The organism is Streptomyces sp. BE20, from assembly GCF_036322525.1.
Taxonomy (GTDB): domain Bacteria; phylum Actinomycetota; class Actinomycetes; order Streptomycetales; family Streptomycetaceae; genus Kitasatospora.
Genome location: NZ_JAQYWW010000567.1, coordinates 16,229 through 41,248, shown reverse-complemented (window position 1 = coordinate 41,248; position 25,020 = coordinate 16,229). Strand labels below are relative to the sequence as shown.

General features: G+C 75.0%; 20 protein-coding genes and 1 pseudogene. 11 read left to right on the top strand and 10 right to left on the bottom strand.

Annotation, left to right across the window (positions count from 1 at the left end):
- Window positions 1-219 precede the first annotated feature (219 nt).
- A pseudogene (locus PUR61_RS09865) lies at window positions 220-1,086 on the bottom strand (DMT family transporter); the annotation flags it as partial.
- A gap of 285 nt (window positions 1,087-1,371) precedes the next feature.
- Between PUR61_RS09865 and PUR61_RS09860 the strand changes: the two are divergent.
- Window positions 1,372-1,635 carry a dsRBD fold-containing protein gene (locus PUR61_RS09860; RefSeq protein WP_329877854.1) on the top strand — a complete coding sequence of 88 codons (264 nt, stop codon included), beginning with the start codon at window positions 1,372-1,374 and terminating at the stop codon, window positions 1,633-1,635.
- A gap of 272 nt (window positions 1,636-1,907) precedes the next feature.
- Here PUR61_RS09860 and PUR61_RS09855 read toward each other — a convergent pair whose 3' ends face one another.
- Window positions 1,908-3,473 (bottom strand): MFS transporter, encoded by a 1,566-nt coding sequence (locus PUR61_RS09855; RefSeq protein WP_329877852.1) that lies wholly within the window; start codon window positions 3,471-3,473, stop codon window positions 1,908-1,910.
- A 108-nt stretch (window positions 3,474-3,581) separates the two neighbouring features.
- Between PUR61_RS09855 and PUR61_RS09850 the strand changes: the two genes are divergently transcribed.
- Window positions 3,582-4,436 (top strand): TetR/AcrR family transcriptional regulator, encoded by an 855-nt coding sequence (locus PUR61_RS09850; RefSeq protein ID WP_329877850.1) that lies wholly within the window; start codon window positions 3,582-3,584, stop codon window positions 4,434-4,436.
- A 23-nt stretch (window positions 4,437-4,459) separates the two neighbouring features.
- On the opposite strand, the gene PUR61_RS09845 is transcribed toward PUR61_RS09850, so the two are convergent.
- Complete coding sequence (locus PUR61_RS09845) at window positions 4,460-5,350, bottom strand: alpha/beta fold hydrolase (protein ID WP_329877848.1); 891 nt, start codon at window positions 5,348-5,350, stop codon at window positions 4,460-4,462.
- A gap of 115 nt (window positions 5,351-5,465) precedes the next feature.
- On the opposite strand from PUR61_RS09845, the gene PUR61_RS09840 reads away from it, so the two are divergent.
- Window positions 5,466-5,900: a MarR family winged helix-turn-helix transcriptional regulator gene (locus PUR61_RS09840; protein ID WP_329877970.1), complete on the top strand. Its 435-nt coding sequence runs from the start codon at window positions 5,466-5,468 to the stop codon at window positions 5,898-5,900.
- A gap of 258 nt (window positions 5,901-6,158) precedes the next feature.
- On the opposite strand, the gene PUR61_RS09835 is transcribed toward PUR61_RS09840, so the two are convergent.
- Complete coding sequence (locus PUR61_RS09835) at window positions 6,159-6,602, bottom strand: peptidoglycan-binding domain-containing protein (protein WP_329877846.1); 444 nt, start codon at window positions 6,600-6,602, stop codon at window positions 6,159-6,161.
- A gap of 394 nt (window positions 6,603-6,996) precedes the next feature.
- Window positions 6,997-7,989, bottom strand: a complete 993-nt coding sequence (locus PUR61_RS09830) for a hypothetical protein (RefSeq protein WP_329877844.1) — start codon at window positions 7,987-7,989, stop codon at window positions 6,997-6,999.
- A gap of 290 nt (window positions 7,990-8,279) precedes the next feature.
- Between PUR61_RS09830 and PUR61_RS09825 the strand changes: the two genes are divergently transcribed.
- The 7 genes from PUR61_RS09825 to PUR61_RS09795 all read left to right on the top strand — a co-directional run bounded on the left by PUR61_RS09825 (window position 8,280) and on the right by PUR61_RS09795 (window position 18,637).
- Window positions 8,280-9,887 carry a DUF3604 domain-containing protein gene (locus tag PUR61_RS09825; RefSeq protein WP_329877842.1) on the top strand — a complete coding sequence of 536 codons (1,608 nt, stop codon included), beginning with the start codon at window positions 8,280-8,282 and terminating at the stop codon, window positions 9,885-9,887.
- 76 nt (window positions 9,888-9,963) lie between these two features.
- Window positions 9,964-10,773: a polysaccharide lyase gene (locus PUR61_RS09820; protein WP_329877840.1), complete on the top strand. Its 810-nt coding sequence runs from the start codon at window positions 9,964-9,966 to the stop codon at window positions 10,771-10,773.
- Between the two features lie 87 nt (window positions 10,774-10,860).
- Complete coding sequence (locus PUR61_RS09815) at window positions 10,861-12,426, top strand: ABC transporter substrate-binding protein (protein ID WP_329877838.1); 1,566 nt, start codon at window positions 10,861-10,863, stop codon at window positions 12,424-12,426.
- Between the two features lie 203 nt (window positions 12,427-12,629).
- On the top strand, window positions 12,630-13,589 hold the full coding sequence (locus tag PUR61_RS09810; protein ID WP_329877836.1) for an ABC transporter permease: 960 nt from the start codon (window positions 12,630-12,632) through the stop codon (window positions 13,587-13,589).
- On the top strand, window positions 13,586-14,560 hold the full coding sequence (locus PUR61_RS09805) for an ABC transporter permease (RefSeq protein WP_329877834.1): 975 nt from the start codon (window positions 13,586-13,588) through the stop codon (window positions 14,558-14,560). Before PUR61_RS09810 ends, PUR61_RS09805 begins: the two co-directional genes overlap by 4 nt.
- Complete coding sequence (locus tag PUR61_RS09800; RefSeq protein WP_329877832.1) at window positions 14,557-16,509, top strand: ABC transporter ATP-binding protein; 1,953 nt, start codon at window positions 14,557-14,559, stop codon at window positions 16,507-16,509. Before PUR61_RS09805 ends, PUR61_RS09800 begins: the two co-directional genes overlap by 4 nt.
- Before the next feature lie 106 nt (window positions 16,510-16,615).
- Window positions 16,616-18,637: a PQQ-binding-like beta-propeller repeat protein gene (locus PUR61_RS09795; RefSeq protein WP_329877830.1), complete on the top strand. Its 2,022-nt coding sequence runs from the start codon at window positions 16,616-16,618 to the stop codon at window positions 18,635-18,637.
- Window positions 18,638-18,740: 103 nt separating this feature from the next.
- Here PUR61_RS09795 and PUR61_RS09790 read toward each other — a convergent pair whose 3' ends face one another.
- Complete coding sequence (locus PUR61_RS09790) at window positions 18,741-19,667, bottom strand: AEC family transporter (protein WP_329877829.1); 927 nt, start codon at window positions 19,665-19,667, stop codon at window positions 18,741-18,743.
- Between the two features lie 183 nt (window positions 19,668-19,850).
- Between PUR61_RS09790 and PUR61_RS09785 the strand changes: the two genes are divergently transcribed.
- Entirely contained in the window at window positions 19,851-20,306 is a 456-nt protein-coding gene (locus tag PUR61_RS09785; RefSeq protein ID WP_329877828.1) for an HD domain-containing protein, read from the top strand.
- A 44-nt stretch (window positions 20,307-20,350) separates the two neighbouring features.
- On the opposite strand, the gene PUR61_RS09780 is transcribed toward PUR61_RS09785, so the two are convergent.
- From PUR61_RS09780 to PUR61_RS09765, 4 genes are all read right to left on the bottom strand, one after another.
- Window positions 20,351-21,670 (bottom strand): sulfatase family protein, encoded by a 1,320-nt coding sequence (locus PUR61_RS09780; protein ID WP_329877827.1) that lies wholly within the window; start codon window positions 21,668-21,670, stop codon window positions 20,351-20,353.
- 2 nt (window positions 21,671-21,672) lie between these two features.
- A complete protein-coding gene (locus tag PUR61_RS09775) occupies window positions 21,673-22,671 on the bottom strand; it encodes a hydroxyacid dehydrogenase (RefSeq protein WP_329877826.1) in 999 nt (332 codons plus the stop codon).
- A 221-nt stretch (window positions 22,672-22,892) separates the two neighbouring features.
- Window positions 22,893-24,146 (bottom strand): ROK family transcriptional regulator, encoded by a 1,254-nt coding sequence (locus PUR61_RS09770; protein ID WP_329877824.1) that lies wholly within the window; start codon window positions 24,144-24,146, stop codon window positions 22,893-22,895.
- 288 nt (window positions 24,147-24,434) lie between these two features.
- The gene (locus PUR61_RS09765) at window positions 24,435-24,809 is read right to left on the bottom strand and encodes a transglycosylase SLT domain-containing protein (protein ID WP_329877821.1); all 375 of its coding nucleotides are present in this window, start codon (window positions 24,807-24,809) and stop codon (window positions 24,435-24,437) included.
- Window positions 24,810-25,020: the final 211 nt, after the last annotated feature.

Here is a 25,020-nt window from a genome sequence, read left to right as displayed (position 1 = left end):
CCGCTTCGTCCCGGCCCGCTTCGGCCCGTTCTTCTTCCCACCCTTGCCCATGTCGCCCCGGTTCGTCCCGTTCGTGGCGTCCGTCCTGTTCGTGTCGCCGGGGCCCCGGCCGACGGTTGCCGTGCCGCCCGGGCCCTCGTCGCAGGGTTCCTCGTCCGGGTCCTCGCGGGGTTCCTCGCCGGACTCGGCTCCGGGTTCTTCGGTGGGCTTCTCCCCGGAGCGCTTCGAGTCCTTGCCGACGGCACCGGGCATCGCGGGGTGGCGGCCGATCACCACCACCCCGGTCACGATGGCCAGCAGCCCGGCGACCTCCCACGCCAGGGCGCCCGGGGTGACCCGGAGCCGGTCGCCGAGGAAGCCGACCGCGCAGGCGATTCCGGCGATCGGCTGGGCAGCGGTCAGCGCCGGGAGCGACATGCGCAGCGGCGCGGCCTCGAAGGCGCTCTGGACCAGCAGCAGCCCGACCACGCCCGCCGCCACCACCGCGTACGGCTGCCAGCTGCCCAGCACCGCGTCCAGGCCCTGGCGGTCGAGGCGCTGGGTGGTGGTCCGGGTGAGTGCGTCCTGGAGCCCGTAGAGCAGGCCGGCCGCCAGGGCGAGGAGGGTCGCCTCCTCGAACAGCGGCATCCGGCGGGCCGTCGACACGAGCAGCAGCGTCAGGCCGACGACCGTCCCGACCACCAGCCAGTGCCGAAGTTCGCTCGCCGGCGGGCCGCCGCCGGTCGGGCGGCCGGCCACGATGAACGCCGTCACCCCGGCCGCCAGCAACAGCACACCTGCCCAGCCCGAGCGGCCGAGCGACTGCTTGGTCAGGACCCGGGAGAGGGCCATGGCGAAGACGAGGTTGGTGGCGAGCAGCGGTTCGACGAGCGAGACCTCGCCCTGGTTGAGGGCGAGGGCGGAAAGGATGAGCCCGCAGACCATGAAGCCGGTGCCGAGCAGCCACTCGCGCATCCGCAGCAGGTCCAGCAGCAGGCGCCAGCGGAGCAGGTCGGCACGCGGGGCCCGCTGCGCGGCGTGCTGCTGGAGGACGAAACCGAGGCCCAGACAGCAGGCGGCGCTGAGTGCCAGGACGAAGACCGCCACGAAGGGACCACCCGAAGGTCGTTGCCCGCGCCGCACCGCCGGTCCTCCGGAAGAAGGGGGACGTCCGCACGGAATGCCTCCCGGGCGTCCCGCGGTTCTGGCGCGCTGTCGTCAGCCTACCGCCGGGGCGCGGCGCCGACCCCCGGAGCTGCGCCGGGCGCGGGGCGCGGCGTCCGCTTGCCGCCGCCCTGGTGGCGGGCGCACGCTGGTGTGAGCGGACGCCACGGGCCACTGCCCGTGTCGGTCCGGGCAGGCGCGAAGGGGGCCGGCGCCAGGAGGTGTGGCATGCACAACCAGTGGGATGTGGAGCTGAGCTTCGAGGAGGACGGCGTCCACACGGGATGCAACGCGCGGCTGACCGGGGCGCGAGCGCCGGGCCTCACCGCGCACGGGGAAGCGCTGAAGAGTGTGGAGGACCGACCGCTCGCCCGGATCGGCGAGGAGGTCGCGGCCTCGCGCGCCCTGGAGGCGCTGTCCCGCAAGCTGCGGGCCCAGGCCACCGGGGAGATCGAGGACGAGGGGCACCGGCCGGGGTACCTGATCTACTGACGCGGCCGCCCGGCGAATGCGCCGGCCGCCCGGTTCACGGCCGCCCGGCGGGACGTCCGTACGGCTGGGTGCCTGAACGCTCGGGCTCTGGGTGCCTGAACGCTCGGGCCCTGAGTGCTCGGCCCCTGAGCGCTCTGCCCCCGGCCGCCGGGGCCCCGACCCGCGGCCGGTCCGGAGTCCGGCCCGGCCGCGTCCGGAGCGCCGCCGGTCCCGTTCCGACCCTCCGGTTCGGAACGGGACCGGTCTCCGCCGGGCCGCGCCCTCCGGTTCCGTCAGCGCGGCCGAGCCGGCTGCGGCCCGGAGGCCGCCTTGCGGGCGGGCACGAACAGCACCGAGATCAGCGCCGCCACGCCGAGCAGGGCGGCGGTGACCACGAAAGCCCGGTCGTAGCCGGCCGCCAGCGCGGCCAGGGGGGTGTCGCCGTCCTCCGCGGCCCGGCGGGTGGCGGACACCGCGAGGGTCGACAGGACGGCGAGGCCGATGCTCCCGCCGCACTGGCGTCCGGCGTTGAGCAGTCCGCTGACCAGGCCGGCTTCCCGCGGGTCGACGCCGGAGGTGCCCATCGCGGTGTTGGAGACCATGCAGATGCCGACACCGACGCTGGCCACGAGGGAGGGGCCGACGAAGGCGGTGAGGTAGCCGGAGTCCACGCCGAGTCCGGCGAACCAGAGCATGCCGAGGCCCCCGAGCAGCAGGCCGCCGGTGAGGGTGGCCCGTCCACCGAAGCGGGCGGTGAGCCGGCCCGCGATCATGCTGCCCGCCGCCGTTCCGGCGCAGAACGGCAGGAACGCGGCTCCGGCCGCGAGCGGGCCGTAGTGCAGGACGTTCTGCAGATGCAGCGAGCAGAAGTAGAAGCCGACCAGCATGGCCGCTCCGAGCAGCGTGACGACCGTGCTCGCCACCCAGGCCGTACGGGCCCGGAGCACGCCCAGCCGGACGATCGGCGCCTGTGCGAACCGGGATTCCCAGAACAGGAAGGCGAGGCCGAGCAGAACGGCGGCGGCGATCGTGCCGAGGGTGCGGGCCGAGCCCCACGGGTGCCGGTCGGTCTCCATCAGTCCGTAGACCAGGGCGGTCGTCGCACCGGTGCCGAGGACCGCGCCGAGTACGTCCGGGCGGCCGGCGCGCGGTGGGCGGAAGGCCGGCACCGAGCGTGCTGCCAGGGCGACGCCGACCAGCACGATCGGGGCGTTGACGAAGAACACCCAGCGCCAGTCGAGCAGGTCGGTGAGTACCCCGCCCAGCAGCACGCCGAGCGCGCTGCCACCGGCGGTCACCATCGACCAGATGCCCAGCGCACGGGCCCGGGCCGGTCCCTCGGCGAAGGTCACCATGATCAGGGTGAGGCCGATCGGGGCCAGTACGGCGGCCGCGACGCCCTGTCCGGCGCGGGCGGCGACCAACTGGGTGGGCGTCTGGGCGAACCCGCCGAGCACCGAGGCGATCCCGAACAGCACCAGACCGGAGAGCACCGCGCGGCGGTGCCCGACCAGGTCGGCGATCCGGCCGCCGAGCAGCAGCAGCCCGCCGAACGCCAGCGCGTAGGCGTTGACCACCCAGGGCAGCGCGCTGTCGACGAAGCCGAGGGCCTCGCTCATGGCGGGAAGCGCGATGTTCACGATGCTGGCGTCGAGCGTGACCATCAGCTGACAGAGGCAGACGGTGGCGAGGACGAGGCCCGGCCTGGCGTGCCGGGCGTGCTCCCCGTGCGGGGCGCGCGGGGTGGGCGGCGACTCCGGGGCGGGGTCCTGGGCGGGGTCCTGGGCGTGGACCGGCGTCGGGCCGGGTGACGTCCCGGGAGTGGCTCGGGACGGGGTGGGTGGCGCGGCTTCGGGCATGACGACCTCCGATGCGAACGTTGTTCGCGTAAGGTAAGCCTTACTCGATGTCGAGTGCAAACGACCCGGTGGAGGAGCGGGTTGGCGGAGCCATGGCAGGATGGCGGAGTGTCAGAAGAGACCAGTCGGCCGGGCGCCGGCGGACGTGAGGCGGACGCCGTGCGCGAGGCCGCACCGGAGGCCGCGCCCGCGACTGCCCCGGGGAACGCACCGGAGACCGCACCCGAGGTCCCGCGCCGGGCGGGCTCGGGGACCGCACCCGCCGCCGCGGTGCAGGGGGTCGCAGAGGTGGCGGGGGAGGTCGCGGGGGAGCGCGGCCGGTACGGGCGCAAGCGCCCGCGCCCCGGTCTGACCACCGCCGGCGTGGTCGCCGCCGGGCGCCGGGTGATCGAGCGCGACGGGATCGACGCGCTCACCATGCGCGCCGTCGCCACCGAGCTCGGCACCGCGCCCGCCTCCCTCTACCGGCACGTGACCGACCGTGAGGCGCTGCTGCTCGCCGTCCTGGAGGAGATCGCCGAGGGCCTGCCGGTCGGCGTGGCGGGTGCCGGCCCGGAGGCCCGGCTGCTGCGCCGGCTGGTCGACGCCCACGACTACATGGCCGGCCACGCCTGGGTGCTGCACATCCTGATCCGGGGCGAGCTGGTGGCGGAGAACGCGCTGCCCTTCAACGACGCCTGCCTCGCCGACCTGATGGCCGCCGGACTCCCGCCCGGGCGCGCGATGCCGGCGTTCCGTTCCTGCTGGCAGCTGGTCCTCGGCGAACTGCTCTCCGAGCACCCCGTCAGCCCGCCACGGGAACCTAGCCAGCGCCGCGCCGCGTACGAGGGGGCGGACGCGACACGGCTGCCGGCCCTGGGGCGGGTGCTGGCCGAGACGGGGTACGTCGGCGTGGGCGAGCGGTGCGGGGAGCTGGAGGTGGCGCTGGGTGCGCTGATCGCGGGGCTGGTGCGACGCGGGTAGCCCCGGGCCGCGCGGCCGCGCGGTCAGGGGCCGGTGGCGAGGAAGGTCGTGAGCCGCCGGTTCAGTTCGTCCGGCCGGGCGGTCAGCAGGGTGTGGTGGGACGTGCCGGGGAGGACCGCGACCGTGGCGGAACGGAGGGTCCGGCGGGCGCGTTCGGCCACCGCGGCGGCGTCGTGGGTCCGGCTCCGTTCGGCGAACAGGGCGAGGACGGGCGCGGTGAGCCCGCGCAGCTGATCGGTGGTCGGGCGCGGACCGGTGACCGGCCGGGCGGCGGGGAAGCCGGCGTACCCGAGTGCGTACAGCTCGCGCCAGGCCGGGTCGAGGGCGGTCCCGCCGCTCTCCCAGTCCAGGTAGGAGCGGGCCCTGGCGGTCGTGCGCGGGGGCGCGAGGAGGGGAAGGGCCCGCAGCAGGTAGCCGGGTCGGAAGCCGGCGAAGCACTGGGTGGGATCGAGGAGGGCGAGGCGGCCGACCCGGCCGGGGGCGTGCAGGGCGTGGCGGAGGGCGATCCACGCGCCGTAGGAGTGGCCGACGACGTCGGCGGCGGCCACGTCGAGCCCGTCGAGGACGGCGTCCAGCCAGCTCAGCAGGCCGGGGACGCCGCCGAGCGGCGAGCCGCCGAGGACGCTGCGGCCCGGGTCTCCGATCAGGTCCACGGCGAGGACCCGGTGGCCGGCCCCGGTGAGTGCGGCGACGCCGGCGGTCCAGCAGGTCGAGGTGGAGCCGCCGCCGTGCAACAGGACGAGGGGGCGGCCGTCGCGCGGGCCGCAGGCGTTGACGCGGGTGGCGCCGTGGGGCGTCCGGACGGTGAGCGCCTCGGCCGGGACGGGCCAGCGGGCGAGGGCCTCGTCGTAGGCGGTGAGGAAGGCGGCGTGGCCGGGTTCGACGGCCGGGTCGGCGGATGTGCGTGCGGACATGATCTCCCCCGGTGGATGATGGAGTCGCTCGCCGAGCATGTATCTCGCTCAGCGAGAGAATACGTCCGGGGGACCGTCAGGGAAAGGACACGGGGTGGAGCAATCCCGGCTGCCGATGGAGCTGGTCCATCTGTTGCGCGGACTGACCGTCGAACTCGACCTCTTCGGCGCCGAGTTCGCCGCGCGGCACGGGCTGCACCCGACCGACCTGCGGGCGCTGGTCCACCTGCTCGACGCCGCGCGGGCCGGTTCGGTGGTCACTCCCGGGCGGCTCGGTGAGGCGTTGCGGCTGAACTCGGCGGGGACGACCGGTCTGGTCGACCGTCTGGTGCGGCTCGGCCTGATCCGGCGCGAGCGCGATCCGGAGGACCGTCGCAAGGTCCGGCTGGTGGTGGAGGAACGGGCGACGGAGCTCGGGCAGGCCTTCTTCGGCGGGCTCATCGCCGATCTGGTGACCGCGATGGGCGGCTTCGGGGAGGCGGAGCTGGCGGTGGCGCAGCGGTTCCTGACGGCGATGACCGATGTGGTGGCGACGGCCCGGGCCCGGTGACGCCGGCCTGCGGGCGGCAACCGGTCGGTCGCGACCGCGACCCGGCGTGCCCGCGAGGGGGCTGCGGATCCGCAGTGGCGGAGCGTACGGAGCTGCCGTCCGGACAGAGCCAGGTGCGTCGGTCGAGTCGGACGCAGGGGCGACCGGCGACATCGAGCGCGGACCCGGTGCGCGTTGCCGATGCGAACCCCCGGTCGGGCGCTCTGCGGACGAACGGCCCGCCGGTTCCCCGGCGGGCCGTCCTCCCACGGGTCGGGATCAGTAGATCCTGTTGGCGAAGGTCCTGAACGCCGCCTGCGTGCCCGAGCCCGCGATGCCGTCGATCGCGCCGGTGTAGCCCCAGCTGTCCTTCAGCAGACGCTGCAGCGCCTTGACGGTCTCGGTGCCCGCGAGGCCGTCGATCGCGCCGCCGTAGCCCCAGTGCGTCTGCAGCTGGCGCTGGAACGCCTTCCAGGTCTCGGTGCCCAGCTGGCCGTCGAGCGCGCCGCCGTAGCCCCAGTACCCCCGCAGCCAGTGCTGAACGTTCTGGGCCTGCGTGGTGTTCAGCCCGAGGTTGTTCACCGCGAGGACGCGCTGGGAGCCGGAAGCCTGGACGGCCGGGGCGTTCGGGGTGGCGCTCGCGGTGGCTGCAAGGCCGAACGTGGCGGCTACCGCCACTGTGACGGCAACAGCGCCCTTCGCGATCTTGTGCTTGAGGTTCATGGTCCCCCCGTTTCGAAGTGTCAGGTATCGGCAGCGGACGGGGTGCCCCCCATGGCCGCGGCCGGAACCATCATGAAGCGTGCACCACGCACCACGGGCGACTTGCTGCGCCGGAGACGTCTCAAGCTGCCGTCGGACCGGCTGACCAGTGCTTTGGGACGGTTTGTGAGACGCGGAGGGAACATCCTCCGGTTCTCGCACGCTCCTGTCGCGGGAGCCGCCGGCTGCACTGCCCGGTGGGGGAGACCCGGTGGTCGGACGTCGCCGAGGACTCGCCGAACGTCGCGGGTCGGGTCCCCCGGCCCGCGACCCGACGGTCCGGGGCGGGGCAGGGCGGTCCCGGACGGTCCGGACGGATGCGAGCCGACGAGGCCGTCGGCGGGGAGCGTCCCGGCTACGGCCGGAGCCCGGCGAACTCGTCCAGGACCGCCACCCGCAGCTCGTGCGCGCCGTCCGGCCGGGTCTGCTCGTAGTACAGGTACCAGCGCCCCCGGGCGGCGACCACGTCGGCGTAGCGGACGTCCAGCCAGGGCCCGTCGGTGGTCAGCCGGTGCCACTCCCGCAGGTCGGTGGAGACGGCGAGGCCGCAGCGCTCCTCGTAGTTGCCGGCGGCGTCGGCCGAGCCGTCGTAGAGCGCCAGCCAGCCGCCCCGCCCGTCCGGGAGGACGGCGGTGATCCGGGCCTCGTAGGCGTCCCACGCGCCGGGCGGGCCGACGTCCAGGACCTCGGCGGCCCTGCCGGGAGGGGCGGTGAACCGCAGTCCGTCGGGCGAGTCGGCGCGCGCGGTCGGCTGGACGGTGAGGCCGGTGGTGTGGATGTCGGCGTCGGCGTGGGCGAGCTCCTGCTCCTCGGCGGTGAAGGCACGGGTGCGCGAGACGGTGCTGAACATCTCTACCGTGCCGTCGAGTTCGAGCAGGTAGGGGTCCTTGACGCCCTCGGTGCCGGTGCCGGCGGCGGTGAGGACCGGGGTGCGGGTGGCGAGGTCGAAGGAGTCCGGCGCGCCGGCCCGGACGGCGTCGATCCGCCAGCGGTTGTCGGCCGGGTCGACGTAGCTGAGGTGGAGCAGGTAGCCGTCGTCGCGGGGGAGCAGGGCGAAGCGCTCCATCGACGGCGAGTCCAGCTCGGCGCGCTCGACCGACCAGACGTCGTGAAACTCGACGCCGTCCCTGCTCTCGGCCACCGCGCAGCGCCAGCCCCGGTCCTGGCCGTCGGTGCCGCGCGGGCGGCGCTCGCGGTAGGTGAGCAGGAAGCGGTCGCGGTCGGCCTCGTAGCGGATGCCCGGGCAGCCGGCCCAGTAGCCGGGCAGGGGGCGCTCGGGTGCGCGGACGAGGACGGAGTCGCTGAGGTCGGGCGGGGCGGGCAGGGTGCGCGGGGCGGTGGTCGGCATGGCTGGCGGTCGTCCTCACGGAAGGCGGCGGGGTGCTTCGGCAGTTTCTATCAGATCGATAGAAAGTTTCGAGAAGGTGTCCCGAGGTGGGCGGCATGCCGCTGGTCAGCGTGGGACTCTTTCTGCCTGCCGGGCTTCTGTGAAGCCTGTGTTTCCCCCTGTGGCGATCGGGCAACGCAGGTCGGCCTGGTCTTGACCATCACCGGAAGATCGGGAAAGACTTCTTCTCACAGTCGATCAAACGTCCTGCGGCGATCGCTCGCCGCGCACCGTAGAGGAAGCCCGACCCGATGACAGCCCCCACCACCGACGCACCCGGCTACGGCGGTCTTGGCCTGTACGTCGGCGACATCCACAACCACTGCGGCATCAGCTACGGCCACGGCCCGATCGAGGACGCGTACGCCAACGCCCGCCTCCAGCTCGACTTCGCCAGCGTCACCGGCCACGGCTGGTGGCACGACCTCCCCGAGCGGACCCCCGAGCTGGCCTCGCTGGTCGACTACCACACCCAGGGCTTCGCCCGGCTCGCCGACCGCTGGGAGCACGTCCAGGAGGTGACCGCCGCCGCCCACGAGGACGGCCGGTTCGTCACCTTCCAGTCCTTCGAGTGGCACAGCCTCGCCCACGGGGACCACTGCGTGTACTTCGACGGCCCGCGCGGCGAGATCATCCGCGCCGCCGGCCTGGAGGAACTGCGAGCCCGGCTGCGCGCCCTCGCGGCCGAGGGCGTGCGGACCTGGGCGCTTCCGCACCACATCGGCTACGGCACCGGGCGGCGCGGCATCAACTGGGACACCTACACCGAGGAGTTCGCCCCGGTGGTGGAGATGATGTCGATGCACGGCTGCGCCGAGTCCGACGAGGCGCCGCGCACCTACCTGCACACCATGGGCCCGCGCGACACCACCGGGACCGCCGTGCACGGGCTGCGGCTCGGCCACCGGTTCGGGCTGATCGGCTCCACCGACCACCACAGCGCCTTCCCCGGCAGCCACGGTCACGGCCGGCTCGCCGTCTGGGCGCCGGAACTGACCCGGCCGGCGATCTGGGACGCGATCGAGCGGCGGAGCACCTACGCGATCACCGGGGACCGCATCCTGCTCGCGGCCTCCGTGAACGGGGCGCCGATGGGGGCCGAGACCGCGTCGGCCGACCGCCGCCGGATCCGGGTCGCCGTGCAGGGCCGGGACGCGCTCGACCACGTCGAGGTGGTCCGCAACGGCGTGCCGATCCACCGGGTCTCCCGGCCCGAGCTGCTGGGCACCGCCGCCCGGTCCGCCGCGTTCGACGGCACGCTGGGCTTCGCCGTCGGCTGGGGCAAGCGCGAGACGCCCGTCCACTGGGACGTCACGCTGCGGGTCGAGGGCGGCGAACTGCTCGACGTCCAGCCCCGGTTGCGCGGTTCGGAGACGGTCGCCCCGGCCGCGGCCGAGCCCGCGTCGTACCGCCCGTCCGACTGGTGGCGCACCGGCCCGGGCGAGCTGCGGCTGCGGACCGTGACCGAGGGCAACCCCAACACCGCGACCGACGCCACCCAGGGCTTCTCGCTCGCGGTCGCCGGCGACGACCGGACCAGGCTGACGGCCGTCGTCAACGGGGTCGAGACCTCGTACGCCGTCGGGGAGCTGCGCGAGGGGCCGCGGACCGGGTTCATCGGCGGCTTCGTCTCCGGGGCCTTCCGGTTCGACCGGGCGGTGCCGGCCGGGGAGCTCGCGGCCGAGCTGGACCTGATCGACGAACGGCCGGGCGGCGACGGCGACTTCTACCACGTACGGGTCCGGCAGCTGAACGACCAGTGGGCGTGGTCGAGCCCGACCTGGGTCGGGCGGGCCGCGGGCGCCGGGCGGACGGGCCGTGCCGGGTCGGCGGCGGCCTCCTGTCGACGGGCCGGCTGACGCCTGGAAACCGTCGTCGGCCGGCCGCCCCGGTCACCGTCACCCGAACCCGTACGTCCCGAGGAGCACGATCCCCATGGCCCCGTCCCGCCCCACCGCACGCCGGCTCGCCGGCACCGCCCTCGCCGCCGCGCTGCTGACCGGCACCCTCGCCGCCCCGGCGGCCGTCGCGGGCACGACCGCCGGAACCGCCACCGCCGTCACCGCCACCGCTGCCACCACCGTGTTCTCCGACGACTTCGAGTCCGGCACCGTCGCCAACTGGACCCGTCAGCGGATCGACGGCAACGGCAGCATCACCGTCACCGGCGGGCCCGCCGGCGGTTCGGGCCTGGCCGGCCGGTTCAGCGTGCCCAACGACGGGCAGTCCTACCGCTCCGAGGTCGCCGTCAACGCCCTCGGCTGGGGCGGCTACCGCTTCGCCTTCGCCGACTACCTGCCCGCCGACTGGGTGCGCACCTCCACCGAGACCATCGTCGCCCAGTGGCACGGCTACCCGCTCGCCGACGGCAGTGACACCAAGCCGCCGATCGCCCTCACCGTCAAGGACGGCAACTGGCGGCTGAAGGTGCACTGGCTGACCGACCCGTCCACCGTGCAGGAGGCCGTGATCCCGCTCGGCGCCGTGCAGTTCGGACACTGGAACCAGTGGGCCTTCGACGTCACCTGGTCCACCGCCACCACGCCGGGCTCGATCACCGTGCTCCGCGACGGCGTCCAGGTCGGCACCCACAGCGGGCTCAACAACTACCACCAGAACCAGGCGCCCTACTTCAAGACCGGCATCTACCGCGCCAACTGGAACCCGGCCAAGGGCATCTCCTACCCGACCGGCGGACCCGACGTGGTGCTCTACAGCGACAGCGTGGTCGTCACCAAGTACTGAGGCGGGTGGGGGAGTTCCCCGCCCCGTCGGCCCGCGGCCCCGTGCCGCGGGCCACCCCGAACCCAACCACCAAGAGGTAGCAGCACCATGAGCGAAGCGGCCCGCCACCCCGGCCTGGCCCGAAGAGGCTTTCTCGGCCTGAGCGCCGGAGCGGCCCTGCTGGCGGCGGGCTGCCGCTCGGCCACCGACCCGTCCCCCGGCGGCGCCGCGGGCGCGTCCGCCACCGCCTCCGCACCCGACCTGCAGATCGTGTACGGCAGCGCACCCGACCCGACCCAGCTGCTCCACCGGGGCCCGGACACCCCGGCGTTCGTCAACCTCGTCCTGGACCGGCTGGTCGACCTCGACCCGAAGACCCTCCAGCCGGTGCCCTGGCTCGCCACCTCCTGGGAGTGGAGCGCCGACCGGCTGAAGCTGGTGCTCAAGCTGCGCGAGGACGTCACGTTCCACGACGGACGCGGGCTCGACGCCGACGACGTCGTGTACTCGCTGGTCGGAGCCACCAAGAGCTCCCAGGTCAAGCCGCTGCTGGAGCGCCTGGCCGACGTGAAGGCCAGTGCGCGGGGCGAGGTCACCCTCACCCTCTCCAAGCCCACCAGCAACCTGTTCGACGCGCTCGCCTTCAACCCCGTCGTCGACGCCCGGAGCTACGTCGAGGGCAGGGCCTCCGACAAGGTCAACGGCACCGGCCCGTTCACCTGGCAGGAGTTCAAGGGCGGCAACCAGCTCGACCTCACCCGCTACGACCGCTACTGGCAGAGCGGACGGCCCCGGTTCGAGCGGATCACCGTCCGGTCGGTGACGAGCAGCCAGGCCGGACTGTCCGCGCTGCAGTCCGGTCAGGCCCACCTGATCGGCGCCGTCCCCGGCCGCGACCTCAAGGTGCTGGCCGGCAACCCCGGCTTCACCGTGCAGTCCGCCAAGGCCTCCTACCAGCAGGCGTTCCTCGGGGTGAACGTCGCCTCCAAGCCCTTCGACGACATCCGGGTCCGCCAGGCGCTGCAGTACGCGGTGGACCGCGAGCGGATCGTCGCCCAGGTCTACGGCGGCCACGCCGAGGCCAGCAGCCTGCCCTGGCCGTCCAACACCCCGGGGGTCACCCCGGACCAGGTCACCCGCTACCGGCACGATCCGGAGAAGGCCCGGGGCCTGCTCCGGGAGGCCGGCGCGGAGGGCGTCCGGGTGCCGCTCACCGCCGCCAACTCGCCGATCTTCACCTCGCTCGTCGAGCTGGTGAAGTACGACCTGGAGCAGGCGGGCTTCGGCGTCGACGTGCAGCTGCTGGACAACGCGGCGATCCAGCCGAAGATCCAGCAGGGCACCCTGGAGGGCCTGTTCGTGGCCAACCACGGCATGGTCAGCGTCTCGCCGCTGAGCGGCATCACGGTCTCGGGGCCGCTCCAGGTCGGCAAGAACACGTCGCACGTCACCGACCCCGCCTACGCGGAGCTGCAGGCCCGCGCGTTCGCCGCCGCCGACGAGCAGGCCCGGGCCGACGTCAACCACGAGCTGTCCGAGTACCTGCTGGCGCAGTCCTTCCACATCACGCTCGCACACGCCTGGGAGACGTACGCCTTCGCCTCCTCGGTGCACGACGTGTCCACCAGCGCGCTCGGCTACCTGAAGCTGACCGACACCCGCCGGGCCGGCTGACTCCCGGTCCCGCCCCGTCCGGTCCCGACCCGTCCGGCTCCGCCCGGCCCGGCCCGGTCCGCCCCGACCGGCCGGATCCCGGCGCCGCCTCGGCCCGACGAACCGCCCCGCCCCGCCGGCCGCCGGCCCCGGGCGACCCCCACCGCCCGGGGCCGGTGAACCACCCGGCCCGCCCGCATGGCCCGACCACCCGGAGAACCCCCGTGCCGTACTGGACCAGAAAGGCCGCCGGAGCGCTGGCCACCCTCTGGCTCGCCTCGGTGGCCGTCTTCCTGCTGCTCCACCTGGCTCCCGGCGACCCGGTCTCCGCCGCCCTCGGGGCCGAGGCGGACCAGGAGCAGCGCGACCACCTCAGCCGCCAGCTCGGCGTGGACCGGCCACTGCCCGTCCAGTACCTGACCTGGCTGCGAGGACTGCTCGTCGGCGACCCCGGACTCTCCTTCCACTACCGCGAGCCGGTCACCAGGATGATCGGCCAGAGCCTCGGCTCGACCCTCCAACTCGCCTTCGCCGCAGGTCTGCTGATGCTCGTGCTCGGCCTGCTGCTGGGGGCCGCGCTGGCCGCCGAGCGGCGCGGCCGGCTGGCCCGGGTGCTCGACCCGCTCACCACCGCGGTGCTGGCCCTGCCGGTCTACGTCACCGCCGTGCTGTTCGTCTTCGTCTTCGCGGTCCTGCTCCGCGTCCTGCCGGCCGGCGGCGAGAAGGACCTTCTCACCGCGCCGGACCTGGCCGTGCAGTACCTGGCGCTGCCCGCCGTGGCGCTGGCCCTGCCCGGGTCGGTGGTCCTCGCCCGGCTGCTCGCCACCGAGATCCGCCGCACCCGGCAGGAGGAGTTCGTGCTCACCGCGGTCGCCAAGGGTGCGCCGCCCCGGCGCATCCTGCTGCGCCACGTGGTGCCCAACAGCCTGGCGCCGTTCTGCGTCGAGTTCGGGCTCAACCTCGGGGAACTCCTCGGCGGAGCCGTCGTCGCCGAGCAGCTCTTCGCCCGGCACGGTCTCGGCCAACTGCTGCTCGACGCCATCAACCAGCGGGACTACCCCGTCGCCCAGACCCTGATCATGCTCGCCGTCGCGGTGGCCGTCACCGTCCAGCTCGGTTCCGAGCTGCTGGTCGGTCGCCTCGACCCGCGGATCGCCCGCGCCGGCACCGGGGAGGCCCGATGAGCACCACCGCCGAGACCCAGGACACCACCGTCGGGACCCCGGCCGAGGCGGGAACCGCCGGGACCGCCGGGACCGCCGGGACCGCCGGGACCGGCGGGACGGCCACCGCGGCCGACAGCACTCCCGCAGGCCGGAGCACCGGGCGTCGCCGACTGCCGGCCCTGCCCGCGCTGCCCGCCGCACTGCGGGGCAGGCGGGGCCGGACCGGGGCGGCGCTGGTCGCCCTGGTGGTGCTGCTCGGCCTGCTCGGCCCGCTGCTGCTCTCCGCGGACCCGTACCAGCAGAGCCGCGAGGCACTGGCCGGGCCCTCCTGGGACCATCCGCTGGGCACCGACGAGGTCGGCCGCGACCTGCTGGTCCGCGCGCTGTACGGGGTCCGGATCGAGCTGCTGGTCTGCCTGCTGGCCGTTCCCGTCGCCGCCGTGCTGGGCACCCTGCTCGGCCTGGCGGGCGGGCTCAACCGCCTGCTCGGCGAGGCCGTCCAGCGGCTCTTCGACCTGCTGCTCGGCTTCCACGGGCTGCTGCTCGGCCTGGCCATCGCGCTGATCGTCCGGCCCGGCCTGGGCAGCGTGGTCGTCACCATCGTGCTCAGCGCCCTGCCCGTCTTCGGCCGCCAGGCACGCGCCGCCCTGCTGGCCCAGCTCGCCCGTGACCACGTGGTGGCCGCCCGGGTGCTCGGCGTACCGCGCGGGCGGACCCTCCGCCGGTACGTGCTGCCCAACGTCACCGACGCCGCCACCGCACTGCTCGCCGTCGCGATGGCGCACGCGGCCAAGATCGAGGGCGGGCTGAGCGTCCTCGGCTTCGGCATCCAGCCGCCCACCCCCTCGCTCGGCACGATGATCAACACCGGTAGCAAGTACCTCTTCCTGCACCCCGGATACGCCCTCGCGCCCGTCCTGCTGCTCGGTCTGCTGGTGTTCGGGCTGACCCTGCTCGCCGACTCGTTCAACCGGGAGAAACTGCGGTGACCGCGCCCACCGAGACCGCCCGCACCGCCGGTGGCGGCCCGACCGCCGGTGCAGGCCCGACCGCCGCCGTCGACGACGTCGGCCGCACCGGCCCGGCGGCGCCGCTGCTGGAGGTGTCCGGCCTGCGGGTCGCCGCCGGGCCCCACCAGGTCGTCCACGGCGTGGACTTCACCCTCCGGCCCGGCGAGATCCTGGGCCTCGTCGGCGAGTCCGGCTCCGGCAAGACCCTCACCGCGCTCGCCGCCAACCGGATGCTCCCGCCCGGCTGCCGGACCACGGCCGGGACGGTCCGCCTCGACGGCACCGACCTCCTCACCCTCCCCGAACCCGGCATGCGGGCCGTCCGTGGCCGCCGGATCGGCATGGTGTTCCAGGACCCGCTCGCCTACCTCAACCCCCGGATGCCCATCGGCCGCCAACTCGCCGAGGCCGCCCGGGTGCACGGAGCCTCCCGGGCCGCGGCCCGGGCCCGTGCGCTCGAACTCCTCGACCTGGTCGGCATCCCGGAGCCGGAGCGCCGCTTCCGCGACCGCCCGCACGAGTTCTCCGGCGGGATGCGCCAGCGGGTCCTGATCGCCATGGCGATGACCAACCGGCCCGACCTGCTGATCGCCGACGAGCCCACCACCGCCCTCGACCCCACCACGCAGGCCGGCATCCTCGACCTCCTGGTCCGGCTCCGCGACGAGACCGGCACCGCGGTCCTGCTGATCACCCACGACCTCGGGGTGGTCGCCCGGACCTGCGACACCGTCCAGGTCATGTACGCCGGACGGATCGCCGAACGAGCCCCGGCCAAGGCCCTGCTGGCGAGCCCGCGACACCGCTACACGGCCGGGCTGCTGGCCGCCGTCCCCCGGCTGGACGGCCCGCCCGGCCGCCCGCTCGCCGTGATCGGCGGCCGCCCGCCCGCCGCGGGCGAACCGCTGCCCGGCTGCGCCTTCGCGCCGCGGTGTGCCGCCGCCACCGCGCGGTGCGCCGAGGAGGTGCCCGCCTGGGAGGTGGTGGGGGACCGCGGTCTCGCCTGCCATGTGCCGGTGCCGGAGGAGGGGCCGGAGCACGAAGCGGAGCACGAGCAGGGACGAGAGACGGAGCAGGGTCGGGGACAGGGGCGGACCGACCCGCCGGGGGCGGACCGACCCGCCGCCGACGACCGGGCCACCGCCGCGGCGACCAGCCCCGCCGGGGACGCTCCCGTCGCGGCGCAGCCGGTGCTGGTCGCCGAGAACCTCACCGTCCGCTACGGCCGTGGCCGCCGGGGAGCGCCGGCGCTGGAGGGCGTCAGCCTCACGGCGGCGCCGGGCCGGGCGGTCGGGGTGATCGGCGAGTCCGGCTCGGGCAAGTCGACGCTGGCCCGCGCCCTGCTGGGGCTGCTCCGCCCGCAGCACGGGACCGTCCGGGTCGGCGGTCGCTCCTGGGCGGAGGTCACCCCGGAGGAGGAACGCGCGCTGCGCCGTCGCGTCCAGTTCGTCTTCCAGGACCCCTACGCCTCGCTCAGCCCGCGCATGACGATCCGCCAGGCGCTCACCGAGCCGCTGCTGACCCACGGCCTGCCGCTCTCGCGCGTCGACGAGTTGCGCGAACTGGTCGGACTCCCGGCGGGGTTGCTCGACTCCCGGCCGCACCAGCTGTCCGGCGGGCAGCGCCAGCGCGTCGCGATCGCCCGGGCGCTCGCGGTCGGCCCGGAGGTGTTGGTGGCGGACGAGCCGACCTCGGCCCTGGACGTGTCCGTCCAGGCCCAGATCCTCAACCTCCTCCTCGATCTGCGCCGACGGACCGGCGTCGGGCTGGTGTTCATCTCGCACGACCTCGCGCTCGTCCGCCACCTCTGTGACGAGGTGCTGGTGATGCGTCACGGCCGGGTCGTCGAACACGCCCCCTCCGCCGAGCTGTTCACCGCGCCCGCGCACCCGTACACCAGGCAGTTGCTGGCCGCCGCCGCGCACTGACGCGCGCCGCCTTCCGGTTTGCCCCGCCCGCCCGCCTGCCTGCCCGCCCGCCTGCACCCCGTGCCGCCCGCCGCGCACATCCCCGCCGCCCCCTCCTAGGAGCACCATGACGTCCGCCAGCCCCTCCCGCCGCCAACTCCTCCTCGGCGCCGGTACGGTGACCGCCCTGACCGCACTCGGCGTCGGCCCCGCCGCCGCCGCGCCGCGCTCGCCCCGCGCCCCCGAGGTGACCGGCCTCGGCCCGGGGAACGCCGACTTCCCGCTGATGAGCGCCACCCTGCTGGGCGAGACGCTCTGGATCGGCTCGCGGAACCTGGCGCCCGCCAAGGTGGTCGGCTACCACGTGCCGACCGGGCGGGTCACCGCGACCGCCACCCTGCCGACCGGCAACTTCGTGCAGGGCTCCGCCGCCCACGGGGGCCGCCTCTACCTGGGCGTCACCGACGCGCCGAAGGCCGTCAACCTCTACCGCCTCGACCCGGCCGACGGCAGCGTGCGCGGCCTCGTCAACGTGCCCGGCGCCGACGTCCGGGACGTCGCGGTCGCCCCCGACGGCGTGGTGTACGCCACCGGACGGCAGAAGGGCCGCGCGGCCGGCCCCGGCCTGTACGCGTACGACCCGGCGACCGGCGTGCTCACGGAGGTCGCCTCGCCCGCGCCGGGCGCCACCCAGGGCCGGGCGGTCGAGGCCACCGCCACCCACGCCTACCTGGGCGTCGGCAGCAACCTGGCGGGCGGCGGCGGGGCCACCCTCGCCAGCCTGTTCGCGGTCGAGCGGGCCACCGGCCGGATCGCCGACATCACCCCGCCCGAGCTGGCCGCCGACACGATCATCCGGCAGATCACCGCGCTCGGGGACGACCTGCTGGCCGTCTCCACCGAGGGCAAGCCGGCCCACGTCGCCTTCCTGGACCCCGCCACCCACACGGTGCTGCGGTCGTTCCCGGTGCCCGGCACCAAGAGCATCACCAACTTCCAGCGCCTGGGCGACACCGTCTGGTTCACCTCCACCGAGCAGGGCGTCGTCTGGCGGTACCGGCTCGCGGCCGGGACCCTGGAGCAGTTCGCCGTGCCCGTCCCGGACGGCAACTCCTGGGGCCTCGGCCGGCTCGGCGACACCCTGGTGGGCGTCACCGAGGGCGGCACCGCGTGGACCCTCTCCACCTCCACGGCAGCCGTCACCACCACCGACCTGGTGGCCGCCGGAGCGCCGGCCGAGGCTCAGCTCGGCATGTCGCTGGCGGCCCGGAACGGCCGCGTCTACGTCGGCGGCAACGGCTCGATCGCGCTGCACGACCTGCGCGCGGGAACGGTGCGCAAGCTCCCGGTGCCCGGCGAGGCCAAGGACACCGTGATCCTCGACGACGACACCCTCTACCTGGGCGTCTACTCCTCGCAGGGCATCTGGCGGTACAACCCGTGGGAGGACACGGAGCCGGTGCAGGAGGCCGTCCTCCCGCAGGAGCAGAACCGGCCGCAGACGATCCGCTGGGACGAGGAGCACGGGCTGCTGTTGCTCGGGGTGCAGGCCGACACCACCGGCGGCGGGTCCTTCGTCACCTACCGGCCCGGCAGCGGCCGGCCCACCGTGCACGTCGACCCGCTCGGGTCCGAGCAGCTGGTCCGCGCGGTGGCGGTGGGCCACGGGCAGGCGTTCCTCGGCGGCGACAACGCCAAGACCACCGGGCCGCGCGGCGACCTCGCCGCCTGGGACCCCGAGGCGGGGCGCGAGCTCTGGCGGATCGGCACGAACCTCGGCTCCGGCATCAGCAGCCTGGCGGTCCACGGCCGGTGGCTGTTCGGCATCACCGTGAACGGGCAGGTGTTCTCCGTCGACCTGCGGACGGCGCGGCGGCGCCCCGGCGGCGGCGCGCCCGCGCCGGTGATCGGTGCCCGCGCCGACCTGCGCGCGATCACGTCCGCCAACCCGCGCCTGCTGGTGGTGGACGACCGGCTGTACGGGATCAGCGAGCGGACGCTGTTCCGGCTCGACCCGGAGACGCTGGCCGCCACCGTGCTGGTCCAGGTGGACGCCGAGTGGTACAGCGGCGCCCGGGTCGCGGCCGACGACGGTGGCGTGCTGTACACGCTGCGCGGACGCGAGCTGATCGCCGTACGGGACCGCTGACGGCCCACGCGGCAGGTGCGGGCGCCCGCACAGCGGTGTCGGGGGGCCGGTGTCCGGGTCCGGAACCGGGGCGGGGCCGGGGGCCCGGCCCCGGCCCGGGACCTCAGGCCGGGCCGAGCGCCCACGCGGCCAGCGACAGCGTCGCCATCGACACCAGGGTGGAGCAGAGCACCGCGTCCCGAGCCAGTGCCGCGCCGTGGCCGTACTCGCGGGCGTACACGAAGACGTTCTGCGCGGTCGGCAGCGCGGAGAACAGGACCACGGTCAGCAGCTGGTGGGCCGACAGGTGGAGGACGAACGCCCCGACCGCGTAGGCGGCCAGCGGCTGGACGACGGTCTTCGTCAGCACCGCCACCCCGACCTCCGCGTACCGGGCGGCGCCGGTGACCGCCGGCCGGTGGCACAGCGAGAGGCCGAGTGCCACGAGCGCGGTCGGCACGGCCGCACCGCCGAGCAGCTCGCAGGAACGATTCAGCTCGGCGGGCGGTCGCCAACCGGTCGCCGACAGCACGGCGCCGAGGGCCACCGCCAGCAGGATCGGGTTGCGCAGCGGCAGGGTGAGCGCTGCCCGCAGCCCGGCGCGCCCCGAGTCCAGGACCGTCAGCACGACTGGGGTGACCACCAGGATCTGGAACAGCACCACCGGCCCCACGAACGAGGCGTCGCCGAGCACCTGCACCGCCACCGGGATGCCCAGGTTGGCCGAGTTGACGTAGCCCGCCGCCATGCCGCCGACCGTCCGCTCCGGCAGGCCCCGCCCGAACAGCCGCTGCGAGGCCAGCAGCCCCAGCCCGCCCGCCACCGCCGTGCCCGCGGCGAACGCTGCCATCGACGGATTGGCGAACCGGTCCAGCGGGGTCCGGGCGATCATCAGGAACAGCGCCGCAGGCATGGCCGCGTGGAAGACGAACCGGTTCAGCACCTGCTCCGCCTGGCCTCCCAGCAGCCCGCTCCGACCGAGCAGGTAGCCCACCCCGGTGAGCGCCCAGATCGGGGCGAAGCCGGAGATCAGCGGAGGCAGGCTGGGCATGGCGTCCTCGGCAGGGTCGGCACCGGCGGCACCGGCGGCACCGGCGGCACCGGCGGCACCGGCGGGTGCGGTCGCGGTGGCCCACGGCGGGCCGCCGGACCGGAAGTCAACCAGGCGGCGGTGCGGGGCGGACCAGGAGGGTCCCGGGACCCGGCCGGCGGCGGCAGGTCCTAGGATGGCGCTGTGGAGTACCTGAGCCTGGCCGAGGTCGAACGGATCGCGCGGAGCGCCCACGCGGGGCAGACCGACAAGGACGGTCACCCGTACACCGAGCACCTGGCGGCGGTGGCGAACGGCGTCGCGGTGCGCGGCGGCAGTGACGAGCAGATCGCGGCGGGCTGGCTGCACGACGCGATCGAGGACGACGCGCTGACCGGTGACTGGCTGGCCGGGGCCGCCCTCACCGACGCCACCAAGGCGATCGTGGACGCGCTCACCAAGCGCCCCGGCGAGCCGCTGGAGGGGTACACCGCGCGCATCCTGGCCACCCCCGGCGCCCTGCTGGTCAAGCAGGCCGACCTCGCGCACAACTCCGACCCGGCCCGGCTGGCGAGCCTGGATTCGGCGACCGCCGAACGGCTGGCGGCCAAGTACCGCCGGACCCGCGAACTGCTGGGGCTGGACGGCGACACGGCCTGACGCATCGCCTGACGAGCGGTCCGGTCCGTCCGGGCGGCGGACCGTCAACCCGCCCGCGGCGCCGGGAGGAAGCGCGCGAACGGATCGCCGGAACGGGCGCAGTGCACGGCGAGCAGGGAGCGGAACCGGTCGAGCAGCGCCGCGTGCCGCGCGTCCACGGCCAGGTTGACCATCTCGCCCGGATCGGCGGTGAGGTCGAAGAGCTGCTCCCGGTGGTCGCCCCAGGCGTAGCAGACGTACTTGTGCCGGGTGTCCCGGATCATCCGGCCCAGCGCGTTGTTGAAGCCGGGCAGCTCCCAGCGCGTCTCCACCACGACGGTCTCCCGGGGTTCCGGGGCGCGGACGCTGCGCCCCGGCAGGCCGGGCGGCGGGGTGACGCCCGCCAGGTCGCAGAGCGTCGGGACGAGGTCCAGGCCGGTGGAGACCAGTCGGTCGCTGACGGCACCCGCCTCGGCGCCGGGGCCGCTGACCAGGAAGGGCACCCGCACCGACTCCTCGTACAGGGCCCACTTCTGGTTCCACCGGTGCGCGCCCGCGCCGTCGCCGTGGTCGGAGCTGAACACCACCACCGTCTCCCGGCGTCCCTCCTGCCGCTGCTCCGGCCCGTCGGCCGGTTCGCGGAGCGCGGACAGGACCGTTCCGAGGTGCGCGTCCACCCGTTCGACCAGTGCGTAGTACGCGTACCGGTACCGCCGCCAGTCGTCCTCGCTCCACTCCTCGGTGGGGTGGGTGTGCGCCCAGGCCCGCTGGGCCAGCCGGGGCAGCCGGGCCTCGTACGGGGCGGGCGGGAAGTTGGCGGGCAGTGGCGGGCAGTCCTCGGCGGGCGGCGGGGCGGGCAGCGGCCCGGTCTTCGGGTCCTGGCCGCGCGCCCATTCGCAGATGCCGTGCGGTTCCAGGAACGACGCGACCAGCAGGAACGGCCGGTCGCGCCGCTCGCGGACGAACGCGGCGGCGGCGCGGGCCAGTCCGGCGTCGTCCCCGGCCGGGTGGATGCGGCGGAAGCCGTGCCCGTCGGGCAGGTCGAGTTCGGGCAGGTGCCACTTGCCCCCGTAGCCGCAGTCGTAGCCGGCGTCGGCGAACAGCCGGCCGAGCACCGGCTGCGCGCCGCCCTCGTTCCCGGTGACCCCGAGGCTGCTGGGCAGTTGCCCGGTGAGCAGGCTCGCCCGGGACGGTGCGCAGAGCGGTTGGGCGCAGTACGCCTGGCGGTACCGGGTGCCGGCGGCGGCCAGGGCGTCCATGTGCGGGGTGGCGACGTGCGGATTGCCGGTGGCGGTCATCGCCTCGGCGGTCTGCTGGTCCGTCAGGACCACCAGGACGTTCGGCCGGTCGTCTGCAGGTCGGTCGTCGGCGGGACGGTCGGTCACGGTCAGGCCATCCGCTCGTAGGTGCGGCGGTCGAGCGCCCGGAGCAGCGGCTCGCCGAGCGTCCAGCGCTCGAACTCCCCGACCACCAGGTCGCCGAGGCGCCGGCGCTCCAGGGCCTGACTGCCGGCCAGGTGCGGGGTGACCACGACGTTCGGCAGGGTGAACAGCGGCGAGCCGGGCGGCGGAGGCTCGGGGTCGGTGACGTCCAGGACGGCGAACAGGTCCGGTCGTTCGGCGAGCACGTCCAGCAGGGCGGGTTGGTCGAGGACGGCGCCGCGTGCGGTGTTGACGAGCGTCGCGCCGGGCTTCATGGCGGCGATCAGGGACCGGCCGACCAGCCCCCTGGTCTCCTCGGTGAGCGGCGTGTGGACGGTCACCACGTCCGCCGTGGCGAAGAGTTCCTCCAGGCCGACGGCCGCCACCCCCGGCGGGGGTGCGGCGTACGGGTCGTGGGCGACCACCCGCACGTCGTAGTCGCGCAGCCGTTCGCAGACCAGGCGGCCGGTCGCGCCCAGCGACAGGACGCCGACGGTGGCGCCGTACGCGCCCGGGGCGCGGCCGACACGGACCGGTGCGCGGGCGGCGCGGGCGGCGAGCACGTGCCGCCAGCCGTCCTTGAGCGCGTAGACGATCTGGGCGACGGTGAACTCGGCGACCGGCAGGGCGTTGGCGTGGGCGGCGGTGACGAGCGGGATGCCGGTGGCCCAGAACTCCTCGGTCACGATCCGGCGCACCGAGCCCGCGCCGTACAGCACCAGCGCGAGCCGGGGCATCCGGGCGAGCGCCGCCGCGTCGAGGACGGGGCCGCCCCAGCCGGTGAACAGCACCTCGATGTCGCGCAGCGCGTCCGGGTCGGCGGCGAGCCGTTCGGCGCTCCAGACCCCACCGGGGCCGGCCGGGTCCTCGACCGTCTCCGCCCGCGCGACCACCCGGGCGCGAGCCTCGGGTCCGTACACGTCGGGGAAGCGGACGGGGTCCATCGTGAAGGCGGCCGCGAACATTCGGGTCTCCCTTGGTCGAGTGCCCACGGAGAGTTTCTATCACACTGAGAAATAGTGGGACGCGGGGAGGCGCTGGAGGGGTGGCGGAAGCCCCGGGAGGGCGCACGCGGGCGCGTGCGGGAAGGGGGAGGCGCGGGTTCGGGGCCGTGCGGCGGGTCCGAGGAGGCGGTGCGGGGGTGGCGGCCCTGGGCAGGCCGGCGGGGCGAGGCCGGCCCGGCGGTTCAGCGGGTGATGAACGTCGCCCCGTCGGCGAGGCGGACGGCGGACGCGGCGGCGCCGACCAGCTCGGTGGTGGTCGAGTGCACCACCATCAGGCGCGGCAGGACCGGGACCCGGCCCTGCAGGCGGGACTCGATCGCGGGCAGCATCTCGCCCCCGCTCTCCCAGAACAACCGGCCGCCCAGCGCGACGAGTTCGGGCCCGAGCACGCTGGTCAGATTGGCCACCAGCAGGGCCAGGTCGTCGGTGAACTCGTCCACCAGCCGGACCGCGGCCGGCTCCCCCTCCCGGGCCAGCCGGAACAGTTCGGCGACCCGCTCGGCCGAGGTGCCGGTGACGGTCAGCCCCGCCTCGGTGATCCGCCGGTCGACGGCGTGGTCGCCGATCCGTGACTGGGTGTCGCCGGTCCGGCCGAGCGGCCGGTCCAGCGCCCGCCGGTCGGTCATCAGGTGGCCGAGCGCGCCCGCCGAGCCGAGCCGCCCCCGGTGCAGGCGGCCACCGAGTACGATCCCGGCGCCGACCTCGATCCCGACCACCACCGCCGCGAGGTCGCTCACCCCCGCACCGGCCTCGCTGTGCCGGACGGCCAGCGCGACCAGGTCGACGTTGCTCTCGACCGCCACCGGGATGCCCAACCGCTCCTGGAGCAGTGCGCGCAGCCGCATCCCGGGCCAGTCCAGCGCCGGCGCGAACTCCACCAGCCCCGTCCGGTCCCGGACCACGCCGGGCACTCCGACCACCAGGGCGCGCGGGGCGCCGGCGTGCCGGCCGGCCCACGTGCGCAGGCCGTCGACCAGGGCCAGCAGCGGCCCGGTGAGGTCCTCGGCGGAGGGCTCGCGGCTCCGGTCGGGGCCGAGGCCGGTCCAGTGGTGCTCGGTCTCGTGCAGCACGGTGCCGTGCAGGTCGGCGACCACGCCGACGATCCGGCGCGGCCGCATCGCCACGGCGAGCACGGTCTGCGCACCGGCGTTGTAGCGGACGAGTTGCGGCGGCCGCCCCCCGCTGGACGGTGCCCGTTCGGTCTCCACGATCACCAGTCCGGCCGTCCGCAGCACCTCGACCAGGCGGTGCACGGTCGCGGTGGAGAGGCCGCTCTCCGCCGCGAGCCGCTGCCGGGAGAGCGAGCCGTGCCGGCGCAGTACCTCCAGCAGTACGGTCTGGTTGACCTGCGCCACGGTCTGTGTGGTCGCCGTCGCGGGGGTGCGCGGTGCGGTCCGTGACGTGGTGCGCGGCGTGGCGCGCGGGGGCTGGGTCACCGGATGCTCCTCGGGCGGGGCCGGGCGGGGCCCGAGCGGGCGGGACTTTGTCTCGGCCCGAATATATCCGACCGGTCCGCCGACCGGACGGGCTCCGGTCGAACGGGGGCGGGCCCGGTGCGTGGGCCCGCGCGAGCCGGAACACGCCCGGCGGGAACGCCCGAAGGGCCCGGCCGCGCGGATCGCGCACGGCCGGGCCCTTCGGTCACCCCGGTGATCCCTGTCCGACCCCGGGGTGAGGGGGGACAGGCGGTCCGGATGCCGTCGGTGGAGACGGGTGGGGTCGGTTTAGTACCAGTGGTGGGTCTGCCAGAACGACCAGGCGGCGTTCGGGCTGCCGTAGCGGGTGTTCATGTAGTCCAGCGCCCACTTGATCTGGGTGGTGGGGTTGGTCTTCCAGTCGGAGCCGTGCGTCGCCATCTTCGAACCCGGCAGCGCCTGCGCCAGGCCGTACGCGCCCGAGCTGGGGTTGGTCGCGGTCACGTTCCAGCTGGACTCGTGGGAGATGATCTGCTTGAACGCGGCGAGCTGGCCGGCCGGCACGATCTGGGCGGCGATGGCCTGCGGGGACGCGGTCGCGGCCGAGGCGGTGGCGGGCACCAGGCCGGCGCCCAGGGCGGTCACACCAGCGGCACCGGCAAGAAGAGCGGCAGAAGTACGCATACGAAGCTTGAAAGCGGGCATGAAGAACAAGACCTCAATCAGGTTGGGCCGGTGCACGTCCCGCCCCGACCGCGGCCGGACAGGGGCCGAAACGGTCGCGGGGCGTGCCCGGCGAAAAGTCTGCGGAAAGCCGCTCCCGGTGGGACAGGTACCGGGTGCGGCTGACGACTGAGCCATTGTTGCCAGACGCGGAGGGCGCCCGCCAAGACCC